The sequence below is a fragment of the Butyrivibrio sp. AE3009 genome (assembly GCF_000420845.1).
Classification (GTDB): domain Bacteria; phylum Bacillota; class Clostridia; order Lachnospirales; family Lachnospiraceae; genus Butyrivibrio.
The window spans coordinates 72,496-86,234 of sequence record NZ_ATVS01000016.1; the positions used below are offsets into that span (position 1 = coordinate 72,496).

Sequence of the window (13,739 nt, forward strand, 5' to 3'; positions counted from 1 at the left end):
TCCTTATCTGCGTCTCTGATTGGCTTTGTTAATCTTCTTAACTCTTCTCTCGGGAGCCGAAAGGGTAACCTTGGGAACTGCCTTAACGTAGTAGTAATACTCATCGTCCTCAAACTGCACTTTCTCTGTTCTTGAATAGTCCAGATTGAAGGCAAAAAACTCTACCGCCAGCATAAGAAGGGCGGAAACAAGGGTTCCTACAATAACTCCGAAAAGTGATATCTGAGCATCCGTAACCAGATCTCCAATCAGTATGCTGATGATCATACATACTGAACCAGCTGCAATAGCAACTTTCCAGGCATTGTCCATGGAGGTTCTACGGATGATATATACAACGACAAGTGTAACGGCAAAGGCTCCGATCATAACGATCATGGTCTTATTTCCTGTAATGCCGGAAACAACTGACTGGAACTGACTCGCTGCCTCCTCTACTCCCTCTGCTCCAAGGGATGCTGCATTGCCGGAGAAAAATACCAGCATGTAAGCGATGATAAGTCCGAAGGCCACCGATACAACCGAGTTGGGTGCTCCGAGAAGTCCCATTGCAAGAGGCATCACATAGGGCAGATGCAGGAAAAACATGATGGGCGTCAGAAGAACGGCCAGTGTATCCTTAGGTGAAAACCTGAAGTATAGCAAAAACATCAACAAAAATACTATAACTGCCACCAGTGCAGTCGGTGCCGATACTGAATATAAATGTCCCAGGATGAATACCGCGGAAATAAATACAATGAAATTCGGCGGAAGTATAGCACACAGAAGCGATGCCATAAGAACAATGGCAATATTGTTAAGAGAACTCATATATCCCAGCTTGTTATTGATTATTGCGATGGAAACAAGTGCCAGAAGAAACTTCCATATGTATGTGAGGTAGGTCTCGTTTTTTTGGTAAAATCTTATGATATACTGCTTAATCTCTAGTAACGATGTCATCTTCTTTATCCTTTTCGTACATTCTTGCTAATTTTTTTAAGTCTCCATAATATGCCTTCATACTCTTACGCATTTTTGAATATCGATAGGAATAAATGACATATGATGCAAGAGAATACACGCCAACAAGCAGGAGGTAATACATAAGTAACCTCCTGCCTATAGCGATTAAGTCTTCAGTATTGTAAATATTCGCCAGAACATCGGCGAAGTTGTAGAGCACGTAGGTTCCAAGAATAATAAAGAACACTGCCGTGGCACTTAAGACTGACTTAAGCACGTTGAATCCCACGTAATCACTTCTGAAATAGGAGTTGATGGCGTTATTCTTCTTGCCCTCCCGGTCTACAAATGCAGCCATTTTGGTCATCAAAATGACTCTTTCTTCATTTAACATTCCTGCTCCTTAGGTATCCAGGAAGCGCATTCCGGCCTTCTTCTCAGGCTTAGCCGGCTGCTGAAGCAAAGGCTTGGGCTTGGCAAAGGTATCTGTAAGGTTATTGGCCATACTTGCCTTACACTTAGCACAAAATCTTCCTGTTTGTATTAGTTCACCACAATTCTCGCACTGAAGCTGAAGCGGAGAATCCTTGGAGAACATAAGTCTCTCTTCACGGATCCACTGCTGGATCTGCTTGGTTGTGACTCCATTGTCTTCTGAAATCTGTTTAAGGCCAGCTCTGGGGTTTTCCTCAATATATTGCTTAACCTTCTGGAAATCGTCTTCAATAGCCTTTTTGCACGATTCGCAAATAGGCTGTCCTGCAACATAATTAAACATTTTACCGCATCTTGCACAATTCCGTAAGTTCATAAAGCTGACCTCCATTTATTTTTAAGTAGTTTGCCCGATGGAAAGGGTCAGAAAATAGACTTTCTCGACACCCGCCATCAGAAACTCATGGGCGATCTCATCAATGGTACTTCCAGTTGTATAGATGTCATCAATAATTAGTATGCACTTAAATTTTACATCATTTCGAGTTATATTAAAAGCTTTTTTCAAATTATTGCGGCGGCCCCGAGCGTCCAATTCCTTCATTGGTCTGGTGTTTTGGATTCTCTTAATAATATTTTCATATTCTCTTATGCCTATTTTTTTGGAAATTTCCCTTGCGAGAATCTCCGCCTGATTGTAGCCGCGGCTTATTTTTTTCTTCTCATACATTGGTACCGGAATAATTGCTTCTATGCCAAGGGACCGCAGCTTCCTCCCAAGCTTCCTCGCCGTCTCCGCAGCATAAAAGGTGGCGTATTCCTGCCTCCCCCTGTACTTGAATCTGTAGATGGAAGAGGCCATGCTTCTGTACTCAAAGACCGAAAAGCCACCTGTAAAATAGTGCCGCGTTTTCTTGCAGTCCTCACAGTATTCAGCGTACTCTCCCTGTTTTCCCAGGGGTTTGCCGCACTTAAGGCACAGCGGCCCTGTCACGTGCTTAACCTGTTTGCGACATTTGGGATGTATGAGCTGCCCGGCCCGAAGCCTCCCTTTTGCTACCATGTAGGGGGCTACCACCCCATCGCAGACAGGGCATCTTCTGGGAAAAATCAGGTTCAGCCCCTCCTCATACAGCGTCAACAAAAACTTCTTCAATCCTTCTCCTTAATCCCGTGTATCTTTTGAGCTGCTGCTCGTTCTGGGTCATCTCTGTAAGTGTCTGGCTGCTGCCCAGGATACATACCGTATTTCTGGCTCTCGTTATGCCCGTGTACAGAAGGTTTCTGTTAAGAAGCATTCTGGGGCCTCCGAGAATCGGCATAACCACCGCGGGATATTCACTTCCCTGGGATTTGTGAATGGTGATGGCATAGGACAGTTCGATCTCATCCAGCTCAAAGAACTGATACCTCACAAGCCTGTGCTCATCGTATTCCACGGTAAGATCCTCGGAGTAATCGTTGATCTCACGGATTATTCCCATATCTCCGTTAAAGATGCCCATTCCCGAATCAACTTCCGTGTTTAGCTTGCCCATTACTTTCCACTGGGCCTGATAATTATTCTTGATCTGCATGACCTTGTCCCCTTCGCGGAAGGTGACATCGCCGCTTACATGTTCTTTTTTGCTCTTGTCCGGCGGATTGAGATATTCCTGCAATATTGAATTGAGCTGCATCGCACCAAGGGGTCCTTTTCTCATTGGGGTCAGTACCTGGATGTCATAGGGCGATGCATTGACATAGCCCGGAAGCTTGTCCCTTACAAGCTGGATCATATGCTTGTAGATAACCTGCGGATCGTTTCTCTCAAGGAAAAAGAAATCCTTGCTCTTATTATCCAGCACCGGTTGCTGCCCGTTGTGGATTCTGTGGGCATTCATGACGATGTCGCTCTCCTCGGCCTGGCGGAAGATCTTCTGAAGTATGATGGTAGGGAATTTGCCGCTGCTGATAAGATCAGACAGTACCTGCCCCGGCCCTACGCTGGGAAGCTGCGAGCTGTCTCCCACCAGTATCAGATGAGTTCCCGGAACCAGTGCCTTGAGAAGTGCGTAAAAAAGATGTATGTCCACCATTGACATCTCATCAATGATTATGGCATCTGCTTCCAGGGGGTTGTCCCTGTTTCTCTCAAAATGAACTCCTCTGCCTTCCTTGTCATCAACTGCCTGACCGGAGACTTCAAGGAGTCTGTGGATAGTTCTTGCTTCGTAGCCCGTGGCTTCAGTCATTCTCTTGGCCGCACGGCCGGTGGGGGCTGCCAGCATGATATCCAGGCCTTCGCTGGCATAATAGCTGATTATCGTGTTGATGGTAGTGGTCTTACCCGTTCCGGGACCGCCTGTTATAATGACGATTCCGTTGGATATACTCTTGACCACCGCCTCGCGCTGGAGGTCGTCCAGTTCGATGCCTCTTCTTTTCTCTATATCAAGAATCCTCTTCTTATAGGATTCTCCTTCACTCTCGGATACGTTCTCCGCCAGATTAAGGTCATGAAGCATAACGGCGCAGCCCTGTTCCTCGTAGAAATAGCTTGAGGCATATACTTCGCCTTCACCTCTCACAATGACTTTTTTGTCCATCATAAGATTATCCAGCTGGGTTCTTACAGCCATATCATCTATGGCAGTGTCATCCCCGGAGGATAGAAGATCCGTTGTTCTGCTGACAAGCTCATCAATGGGAAGATAGGTATTGCCGTCCAAAGCTCCCTGAAGAAGGGCGTACATAATACCCGATTTGATACGGTACTCAGAGTCCACCCGGATGCCTACTTTGGAAGCTATCTCATCTGCGGTCTTGAAGCCGATGCCGTCGATATCGTCGGCAAGCTGATAGGGATTCTCCATAAGGACAGAATAGATCCTGGCTCCGTAGTTGTTGTAGATCTTGACAGCCATGGTGTTGGTGATGCCATATTTCTGAAGAAATATCATGGCGTCTCGCATCTCTTTCTTCTCTGCCATCTGAATTCCGATGTCCAGTGCCTTCCTGTCGCTGATTCCCTTGATCTCTGCAAGGCGCTCAGGCTCCTCCTCGATGATCCTGAAGGTATCCTCTCCGAATTTCTTGACGATCTTGGCTGCCAGAGCTTCTCCGATGCCCTTGATGGCGCCGGAGCCAAGGTATCTCTGCATGGAGACCGCATCATCCGGAACCACGATCTTATAGCTTGTGACCTTGAGCTGCACGCCGTAGACCTTGTGGTTCACCATGACTCCTTCGACTTCCAGTGAATCTCCCACATCCACGTCACGGAAATTTCCCACACAGGTAAGGTCATCCTCATCGGTTATAAGATTTAGAACTCCATAGCCGGTATCCGCTGACTTGTATATAAAATGTTCAACAAAACCTTTTACAATCTCTTTTTCATTTTCCATGGTGACCATTATAGCATAAAAAGAGCCGCCTGTTTCTTAAGATTTCTTAAGAAATAAGCGGCTTTACGGTCACTCTTCATCCGGAATATCGTATGTTCTCTTCAGATTCTCGTATAGCATTGCTGCAAACCCGTTGCTCTGCATGTCTGCGGAGGTTGCACATATGTCCTGAAGGGTCTGATCTTTGAAGTAGTCAACCAGTGTGGAGGTTGATTTGTCTGCTCCGGTATCGGGCTTCATGGCATCTACCGATTTCTGCATTTCCTTGAACATCTGCTCAAGGAAATATGCCTCGAAGCTCTTGCAGGCTTCCCACAGTTCCGAGTCCGTGGACTTGGAGGAAGTGCTTGCTATTTTATTCTGAATAGCCTGGGTGCTGGCGTTCTTACTCTCCTGCATTGCATATTCGGTAAGAGCCTGGGCGCCAAGACCGCTAATATCAAGTCCCGCCATAGTTATCTCCCCTTTTATTGTTTAAAAAATTATCTCTTCAGCGAGTTGGCTGTCTGCATCATCTCATCCGTAGTCTGGATCGCTGTTGAATTCATTTCATAGGCTCTCTGGGCAACGATCAGATTGACCATCTCTGTTGCTACATTTACGTTGGAGCCTTCAAGATAGCCCTGGACTATCTCACTCTTTTTAATATCACCATCTGCCTCTTCTTCCAGGATAGCTTCTCCGCTGGCTGCTGTCTCTTTCCATGCGGCGCTGCCGACACGTTCCAAACCTTCCCTGTTCCTGAACTGCCAGATGCCGATCTTCATGCCAACTTCCTCGGGTACTCCCTGCTCGTTGGGATAATATATAGAGCCGTCGGCACCAATGGTTATTCTACTGGCTATTGCTCCTGCCATTTCAATCTGTTCGCCGTCAGTACTGAGAACAAGGTTACCTTCTGCAGTGGTAAGAACCAGTGTATCTCCTCCTGTCTCCTGAAGAGCCCAGGTGAAATTACCGTTTCTGGTATAGAGCTGAGTCTCGCCGTCTGCGTCAAGATAGCTAAAGAAGCCGTCGCCGCTAAGAGCCACAGCTGCCGGATTATCACTTGTCTGGAAGGATCCTTGAGAAAAATACTGATTGATTGAGGATGTTCGGACGCCAAGTCCTACCTGAGAATTGGTTGGCTTGGGAGTTCCGTTTGCTGTGGACGTTACCGTCTGAAGCTCCTGGTACAAAAGAGACTTAAACTGCGCCCCCTGTGCCTTGTAGCCCGTGGTGTTAACGTTAGCCAGATTGTTGGCGATAGTGTCAACGTTTGTCTGCTGGGCGTTCATTCCTGTTGCTGCTGACCATAAGCTTCGTACCATAGCAAGTACCTCCCTCTTACTTTTTTATCGGCAGATATTTGCAATTATTTTATTAAAAAAATATTAAATCAAAGTTTACCAAGCTGATTAACCGCAATCTCAAGCGTTTCGTCTATGGTTGTGATCATTCTCTGGTTGGTATCGTAGTTTCTCTGAACAGCGATCATATTGACCATTTCATCCACAACGGAAACGTTGGACTGCTCCAGGAAGCCTGCATAGATGGAGCCTGTTGCATCGATGGCCACGGCCTGATCGGTGGCTATATACATATTCTCTCCGTAGTGCTCAAGAGTGTCATAGGTGATTCTTCCATCGGGATAAGTGGTCTTTTCAAAATCAAATCTTCCGATGGTGGCCACAACCTCTCCATCCTGGATAAGTTCTCCTCTTGTATTTATATCAACATCTAAATCGGGATTGATCTGAATGTGCTGACCGTCCTGATCAAGGACAAAGTCGCCGTCCTGAGTTACGAGAACACCTTCCGAGGTGAGGGTGAAATCACCGTCTCTGGTGTACATGATCTGTGTGACATTTGGTGTATCTATCTCGATGTTTTTGGCCTTGTTGGTGTACTCAATGCCAAAGAAGCCATAGCCTCCTATAGCCAGATCGAAGGTGTTGCCGGTTTCCCTCATGGGGCCTTCACTCCAGTCAACATAGCCTTCTCCGATCTTAACGCCGGGATTAATAACGCCCAGTCTACGAGCTGTAAACGGGGCGTCAGTGTAATCTTTTATTTTGAGCGCAAGCTGATCATTGAAAGACTGAGCTGTTGCGCCTTCCTTTTTGTATCCGTTGGTATTGGCATTGGCCAGATTGTTGGTGAGCACGTCCATTCTGTGCTGCTCGTTGATCATACCTGTGTAAGCAGTGTAAAGACCTTTTACCATATATGTGCCCTCATGCCATCCATGATCTTACAGCCATTCATTCCGTGAACGGGGGTATTAATCCTCGTGGTAGCCCGCAATGAACTCCACATAGCGTCCGGTTCCGATAGCAACCGCTGTCATGGGATCCTCTGCTGTCATGGTGTTGATACCGGTCTTGGAATAGATAAGATCCTCAAGTCCGCGAAGAAGTGCTCCGCCGCCTGTAAGGACAATTCCTCTCTCTGCAATATCTGAGGAAAGTTCCGGAGGTGTGCTCTCAAGTACGCTGTGAATAGCCTCGATGATCTGTGATGTGGGCTCCTTAAGTGCTTCCTCTGTCTCCTCTGAGGATACTCTTACTGTTTTGGGAAGTCCTGAAAGAAGGTTTCTTCCTCTTACATCAAGATAATCGTTCTCAGCTCTTGGATAAGCTGTTCCGATCTTGATCTTGATATCTTCTGCAGTACGAGGTCCGATGAGAAGGTTGTGCTTCTTTCTCATATATCTGACAATGGCCTCGTCGAAGTCATCGCCCGCAACCTTAACTGATGTGCTCTCTACGGTACTTCCGAGAGAGATAACGGCGATATCGGATGTACCACCGCCTATATCTACGATCATGTTTCCGCAGGGCTTGGTGATATCGATACCTGCGCCGATAGCAGCAGCAATAGGCTCCTCGATGGTCTTAACTTCTCTTGCTCCGCAAAGTCTTGTTGCGTCTTCTACAGCCTTCTTCTCAACCTCTGTTGCACCACTGGGTACACATACAGCTATGAAGGGCTTACGATGGATCCTGCGTCCGATGGCCTTCTTGATAAAGTAGCGCATCATCTGCTCTGTGATCTTATAGTTGGAAATAACGCCCTGTCTCAAGGGTCTTACAGCTACAATGTTGCCGGGAGTACGACCAAGCATCAGTCTTGCGTCCTCTCCGATCGCCTTGATCTCCTCAGTGTCTCTGTCGTAAGCTACAACTGAAGGCTCCTTCAATACAACTCCCTTGCCTCTGATATAAACAAGTACGGAAGCTGTTCCTAAATCGATTCCTATATCTGCGTACTGCATATTTCCTAAGTACCCCTTTCAAAATCAAGCAAAAACGTCCTTTTTACGGCATAAGCGCATAGACGTGGATAATAAAGTTTACAATATCATTGCAATTATAAACCAAATTTCAAATTAAATAAAGGGGTATGCTAATCCTATATATATATCGGACCAAAAATCAAAAACATTAATGAAATTCCCTACCGACTATTTCAACATCTTCTTGATATATGCCCCTGTAAAGGACTTCTTACACTTCGCCACTTCCTCCGGTGTCCCCTGCACAACTACCGTTCCGCCCTTGGAGCCACCCTCGGGACCCATGTCTATGATGTAGTCACCTGTCTTGATAACGTCAAGGTTGTGCTCAATGACAATTACTGTATTGCCCTGCTCCACCAGCTTGTGCATGATCTTGACAAGCTTCTGAACATCAGCAAAGTGAAGACCGGTAGTGGGCTCGTCCAGGATATACACTGTCTTGCCGGTGCCGACTTTACTAAGCTCGGTGGCAAGCTTGATTCTCTGAGCCTCACCTCCGGAAAGTTCGGTGCTGGGCTGACCAAGCTTGACATAGCCAAGTCCTACATCGTAGAGAGTCTGGATCTTGCGCTTGATGGTCTTGACGTTCTCAAAGAAGGTAAGAGCCTCCTCAACCGTCATATCAAGGACGTCGTAGATGCTCTTGCCCTTGTACTTGACCTCAAGAGTCTCGTGATTGTAACGCTTACCTCCACAGACTTCGCAGGGTACGTAGACATCAGGTAAGAAGTGCATCTCTATCTTGATGATTCCGTCGCCGCCGCAGGCTTCACAGCGTCCGCCCTTGACGTTGAAGGAAAACCTCCCCTTCTTGTAGCCTCTGGTCTTGGCATCGGGAGTTCCCGCAAACAGATCTCTTATCATATCAAAAACGCCGGTATATGTAGCGGGATTGGACCTTGGTGTTCTTCCGATAGGTGACTGATCAATGGCAATGACCTTATCAAGCTGCTCTATACCCTCAATGGTCTTGTGTTTGCCGGGAATACATCTTGCTCTGTTAAGATCCCTTGCAAGCCTCTTGTATACGATTTCATTGACGAGGGAACTCTTGCCGGAGCCTGAGACACCGGTAACTATAGTCATAACGCCAATGGGAATCTCCACATTGATATTCTTAAGATTATTCTCCTGAGCCCCTACTACCTTAAGCCACCCCTTAGGCTGTCTTCTCTCTGAAGGAACCTCAATCTTAAGCTTGCCTGCAAGATACTGGCCGGTGATTGACTCCTTGACCTTCATGATCTCCTCAGCGGTTCCTGTGGCGACTATCTTGCCGCCATGAGAGCCGGCGCCCGGGCCTACGTCTACGATATAATCCGCAGCCCTCATGGTATCCTCGTCGTGCTCAACAACGATCAGCGTATTGCCAAGGTCTCGAAGGTTCTTAAGTGTATTAAGGAGCTTGTCGTTATCCCTCTGATGCAGACCGATACTGGGCTCATCCAGGATATAGCAGACTCCGCAGAGACCGGAACCTATCTGGGTTGCAAGCCTGATTCTCTGAGCCTCGCCGCCTGACAATGTACCGGTTGCTCTTGAAAGCGATAGATAATCCAGGCCTACGTCCACAAGGAATCCTACCCTTGCTCTTATCTCCTTAAGGACCTGAGAACCTATCATCTCCTGCTGTTTGGTGAGCTGCAAGCCCTCAAGATATGTCGAGAGCTCATCTATGGACATTGATGTTATCTCATATATGTTTTTGTCATCTATAGTTACGGCCAGGGCTTCCTTCTTAAGTCTCTGTCCGCCGCAGAGCTGACAGGGTGTGATCCTCATGTACTGCTCATACTCTGCCTTGGCTGTCTCAGAGAAGGTCTCCTTGTATCTCTGCTCAACATTTTTGATAAGGCCGTCGAACTGAATGGGATAATCTCCCTCTCCTCTCTGGCCCTTGTAGTGCACCATTACGGTCCTGTCGGAGCCGTGAATAAGCATGTGCCTGATATCCTCGGGAAGATCCTGGAAAGGAGTATCAAGGCTAAACTTGTATTCCTTGGCCAGCGTCTTAAGCACAGCGTTGGAAAAGCTGCCGTCCTTGTTGGAGGACTGCCAGCCCATTACTACGATACATCCGTCGTTCAAGGAAAGAGACTGATCCGGAATCATCAGATCCGCATCAAACTCCATCTTATAACCAAGTCCGAAACAGTCAGGACAGGCACCGAAGGGATTGTTGAAGGAAAAGCTTCTGGGTTCAATCTCCGGAACACTGATGCCGCAATCGGGACAGGCGAAGTTCTGGCTGAAGCTAAGCTCCTCTCCATCCACAACATCCACAAGAAGGAGTCCGTCAGCAAGAGCCAGTGCATTCTCAACGGAATCCGTAAGTCTTCTTCTAAGGTTCTCGTTGTCCTCATGAACCACGATTCTGTCCACGATTATCTCAATGCTGTGTTTGATGTTCTTATCAAGCTTGATCTCTTCCTCGGTGAGTTCATACTGGCTTCCGTCAATGCGGGCTCTCACATAGCCTGCCCTTTTGGCTCTGTCCAGGGTCTTGACATGCTCACCCTTTTTACCCCTTACTACAGGCGCAAGGATCTGGAGCTTGGTGCCCTCTCCAAGAGCTATGATCTGGTCGCACATCTCATCCACGGTCTGCCTTCTGATCTCTCTGCCGCAGTTAGGACAGTGGGGGATGCCAATTCTGGCATACAGAAGTCTGAAATGATCGTATATCTCAGTAACTGTGCCCACTGTGGATCTGGGGTTCTTGTTGGTGGATTTCTGGTCAATGGAAATAGTCGGGGATAGTCCCTCTATTCGCTCTACGTTGGGCTTGTCCATCTGGCCCAGGAACATCCTTGCATAGGAAGACAGTGATTCCATATATCTTCTCTGTCCCTCGGCAAAAATGGTATCGAAGGCAAGGGAGGACTTACCGGAACCGGAAAGTCCCGTAAATACCGTCAGAGTCTCCCTTGGGATCTTGACGTTCACATTCTTAAGATTATGTTCATTGGCACCACGCACCCTGATATAGTCATGGATATCAGAGGGAAGAATCCTCTTGGTGGTGGTGTTCTTCTTGGTCATACTGCTGTTTTCAGCCATATAATAATTCTCCTGTCGGGCAAAAAAACATTCAGGCTTGGCGCCCTTACTGCCCGTTTGTCATCTCGTTGTAAACCTTCTTAAGTTCTATCATCTTGTCACGAAGCTCTGCCGCGGTCTCGAAATCCAGCTCCGTTGCGGCCTTCTTCATCTTCTTCTGAACCTGTCCGATGAGTTTCTCCAGTTCCTCTGCATTCATGGATTCCGGATCCTTCTCGAACTTCACCTCTTCCTTGGCAACAGCCTTGGTTACGGCGATGAGGTCTCTAACCGCCTTCTTGATGGTCTGAGGTGTAATGCCGTGTTCCTCGTTGTATTTCTGCTGGATCTTACGACGTCTTGCGGTCTCGTCAATGGCCCTCTTCATGGAATCGGTCATATTATCGGCATACATGATAACACGGCCCTCTGAGTTACGGGCAGCACGACCGATGGTCTGAATAAGAGAGGTCTCTGAACGAAGGAATCCCTCCTTGTCCGCATCCAGAATGGCAACCAGCGAAATCTCCGGAATATCCAATCCTTCTCTAAGGAGGTTGATTCCCACAAGGACATCGAATACGTCAAGACGCATATCTCTGATGATCTCTGACCTCTCCAGGGTATCAATGTCGGAATGCAGGTATTTAACCCTGATACCGGACTCTGCCAGGTATTCGGTAAGATCCTCTGCCATGCGCTTGGTAAGGGTGGTAATAAGGACCTTGCTCTTCTTGTCAACTTCTGTTCTGATCTCGCCCAGCAGATCGTCTATCTGACCCTCAACGGGCCTGACATCCACCTCGGGGTCAAGAAGTCCCGTGGGTCTTATAACCTGCTCAGTGCGAAGAAGCTCATGCTCCTCCTCATATTTGCCCGGTGTGGCGGAGCAAAACAGCATCTGATCGATATGCTGCTCGAACTCTTCGAAATTAAGAGGTCTGTTGTCCAGCGCAGAAGGGAGTCTGAAACCATAGTCCACCAGTGTCAGCTTCCTGCTCCTGTCGCCGTGGTACATGGCGCCTATCTGCGGGATGGTCATATGGGACTCATCAACGATTATAAGAAAGTCTCTGTCAAAGAAGTCAAGGAGCGTCAGCGGCGGCTCCCCCGGAGGCATGAAATTAAGATGCCTTGAATAGTTCTCGATTCCGGAGCAAAAGCCGGTCTCCCTCATCATCTCCACATCGAAGTTGGTCCTCTCCGAGATTCTCTGGGCCTCGATGAGCCTGTCCTCTCCCTTGAAGAACTTAATCTGTTCCTCCAGCTCCTTCTCTATGTTATCGCAGGCGGCATTGATCTTCTCCTGAGGAACAACATAATGAGAGGCGGGATATATCATGACGTGTGTAAGCTCGTGCCTGACCTTGGCGGTGACGGGCTCAATCTCTGTTATCCTGTCTATCTCATCTCCGAAGAACTCAACTCTTATGAGATAGTCGTCTGCATTGGCAGGGAATATCTCCACAGTATCACCGCGAACTCTGAAATTGCAGCGATCCAGCTCAAGGTCATTCCTCATATACTGGATAGCCACCAGATCTTTTAACAGATCATCTCTGTCCTTCTGCATTCCCGGCCTTAAGGAAATTGACATCCCCTTGAACTCCTCAGGACTTCCCAGACCGTAAATGCAGGATACGCTGGCCACAACGATGACGTCGTTTCTCTCGGAAAGGGAGGCTGTGGCAGAGAGCCTGAGCTTATCGATCTCGTCATTGATGGAGGAATCCTTGGCAATATAAGTATCAGTCTGGGGAACATAGGCCTCAGGCTGGTAATAATCGTAGTATGATACAAAATATTCAACGGCATTCTCCGGAAAAAACTCCTTCATCTCGCCATAGAGCTGAGCCGCCAGGGTCTTGTTATGGGATATGATCAGAGTGGGCTTGTTCAGCGCCGCAATGACATTGGCCATGGTAAAGGTCTTACCGGAGCCTGTGACACCCAGCAGGGTCTCGAACTGATTGCCGGCCTTGAAGCCCTCCACCAGTTCCTTTATAGCCTGGGGCTGATCGCCGGTAGGCTTAAATTCTGAGTTAAGCTTGAAATCCATGTTCCGCCCTCAAAAATCAATTAATCAAAAAAATGATACACTACAGATGCTGTTTGTAGTGTATCATTCTTAAACCATTATGTCTATCATTTTAAGAACATTTGTTCAGATGTTACTTTCTATCCCATGAACCTCGCTCCATTACTGCTATTTCGGAGAATTGGTAAATATTCGTCAATTTTATCTTTGTTTTGCGTGCATAACAGGACTAAAATTAATTCTGTGTTCTAAATTTCTTAATCAATTTGATAGTGTCAAATGATCTATGAAAAAACTGAGTAGAAAAAATAGGCTCAGATGAACCTTGGAAATTGCAGATATATAGGTTGAGGTAGCCGGACGCCACCCTTGACAGCACAAAAAATAACTGCTGACGGTTAATCACCGACGGCGAAGAACTCAAGAACAATCAGATTTTCTCCGTCGTTTGCAGCAGTGTAGCAGTTATTTTTTGTCCCATAAAGGACAAGCCGCTAAAGCGGTGGCTAGGTTAATACCTCGGGCTCAGAATCTAAGAACAATCAGCTGGCAGCCTGAAGTTCAAGTATCTTCTTCTGACCGAAGTAGATCATCAGCTGCCACCTAGCGG

General features: G+C 47.2%; 11 protein-coding genes. All 11 read right to left on the reverse strand.

All coding sequences use genetic code 11. The features are described 5' to 3' along the window. Positions 1 to 3: 3 nt before the first annotated feature. The 11 genes from G588_RS0110185 to uvrB all read right to left on the reverse strand — a co-directional run bounded on the left by G588_RS0110185 (position 4) and on the right by uvrB (position 13,150). The gene (locus G588_RS0110185) at positions 4 to 945 is read right to left on the reverse strand and encodes a hypothetical protein (RefSeq protein WP_022778634.1); all 942 of its coding nucleotides are present in this window, start codon (positions 943 to 945) and stop codon (positions 4 to 6) included. Then, positions 923 to 1,342, reverse strand: coding sequence for a hypothetical protein (locus G588_RS0110190; RefSeq protein WP_022778635.1), 420 nt, complete (start codon positions 1,340 to 1,342; stop codon positions 923 to 925). The genes G588_RS0110185 and G588_RS0110190 overlap by 23 nt, the downstream gene beginning before the upstream one ends. A 9-nt stretch (positions 1,343 to 1,351) precedes the next feature. Beyond that, positions 1,352 to 1,759 (reverse strand): hypothetical protein, encoded by a 408-nt coding sequence (locus tag G588_RS0110195; protein WP_022778636.1) that lies wholly within the window; start codon positions 1,757 to 1,759, stop codon positions 1,352 to 1,354. A gap of 21 nt (positions 1,760 to 1,780) precedes the next feature. Further along, on the reverse strand, positions 1,781 to 2,539 hold the full coding sequence (locus G588_RS0110200) for a ComF family protein (protein WP_022778637.1): 759 nt from the start codon (positions 2,537 to 2,539) through the stop codon (positions 1,781 to 1,783). Next, positions 2,511 to 4,772, reverse strand: coding sequence for an SF1B family DNA helicase RecD2 (gene recD2 / locus G588_RS0110205; protein WP_035788307.1), 2,262 nt, complete (start codon positions 4,770 to 4,772; stop codon positions 2,511 to 2,513). The genes G588_RS0110200 and recD2 overlap by 29 nt, the downstream gene beginning before the upstream one ends. Before the next feature lie 69 nt (positions 4,773 to 4,841). Beyond that, positions 4,842 to 5,225 carry a hypothetical protein gene (locus G588_RS0110210; RefSeq protein WP_022778639.1) on the reverse strand — a complete coding sequence of 128 codons (384 nt, stop codon included), beginning with the start codon at positions 5,223 to 5,225 and terminating at the stop codon, positions 4,842 to 4,844. Between the two features lie 29 nt (positions 5,226 to 5,254). Then, a complete protein-coding gene (locus tag G588_RS0110215) occupies positions 5,255 to 6,082 on the reverse strand; it encodes a flagellar hook-basal body protein (protein ID WP_022778640.1) in 828 nt (275 codons plus the stop codon). A gap of 68 nt (positions 6,083 to 6,150) precedes the next feature. Next, positions 6,151 to 6,978: a flagellar hook-basal body protein gene (locus G588_RS0110220; RefSeq protein ID WP_022778641.1), complete on the reverse strand. Its 828-nt coding sequence runs from the start codon at positions 6,976 to 6,978 to the stop codon at positions 6,151 to 6,153. 57 nt (positions 6,979 to 7,035) lie between these two features. Then, positions 7,036 to 8,028, reverse strand: coding sequence for a rod shape-determining protein (locus tag G588_RS0110225; protein WP_022778642.1), 993 nt, complete (start codon positions 8,026 to 8,028; stop codon positions 7,036 to 7,038). 189 nt (positions 8,029 to 8,217) lie between these two features. After that, a complete protein-coding gene (uvrA, locus tag G588_RS0110230) occupies positions 8,218 to 11,094 on the reverse strand; it encodes an excinuclease ABC subunit UvrA (RefSeq protein ID WP_051139934.1) in 2,877 nt (958 codons plus the stop codon). A gap of 64 nt (positions 11,095 to 11,158) precedes the next feature. Next, the gene (gene uvrB, locus G588_RS0110235; RefSeq protein ID WP_022778644.1) at positions 11,159 to 13,150 is read right to left on the reverse strand and encodes an excinuclease ABC subunit UvrB; all 1,992 of its coding nucleotides are present in this window, start codon (positions 13,148 to 13,150) and stop codon (positions 11,159 to 11,161) included. Between the last annotated feature and the right edge of the window lie 589 nt (positions 13,151 to 13,739).

Coding starts and splice junctions, on each gene's coding strand:
- G588_RS0110185 (WP_022778634.1), bottom strand. CDS start 945: ATGACATCGTTACTAGAGATTAAGCAGTATATCATAAGATTTTACCAA.
- G588_RS0110190 (WP_022778635.1), bottom strand. CDS start 1,342: ATGTTAAATGAAGAAAGAGTCATTTTGATGACCAAAATGGCTGCATTT.
- G588_RS0110195 (WP_022778636.1), bottom strand. CDS start 1,759: ATGAACTTACGGAATTGTGCAAGATGCGGTAAAATGTTTAATTATGTT.
- recD2 (WP_035788307.1), bottom strand. CDS start 4,772: ATGGAAAATGAAAAAGAGATTGTAAAAGGTTTTGTTGAACATTTTATA.
- G588_RS0110210 (WP_022778639.1), bottom strand. CDS start 5,225: ATGGCGGGACTTGATATTAGCGGTCTTGGCGCCCAGGCTCTTACCGAA.
- G588_RS0110215 (WP_022778640.1), bottom strand. CDS start 6,082: ATGGTACGAAGCTTATGGTCAGCAGCAACAGGAATGAACGCCCAGCAG.
- G588_RS0110220 (WP_022778641.1), bottom strand. CDS start 6,978: ATGGTAAAAGGTCTTTACACTGCTTACACAGGTATGATCAACGAGCAG.
- G588_RS0110225 (WP_022778642.1), bottom strand. CDS start 8,028: ATGCAGTACGCAGATATAGGAATCGATTTAGGAACAGCTTCCGTACTT.
- uvrA (WP_051139934.1), bottom strand. CDS start 11,094: ATGACCAAGAAGAACACCACCACCAAGAGGATTCTTCCCTCTGATATC.
- uvrB (WP_022778644.1), bottom strand. CDS start 13,150: ATGGATTTCAAGCTTAACTCAGAATTTAAGCCTACCGGCGATCAGCCC.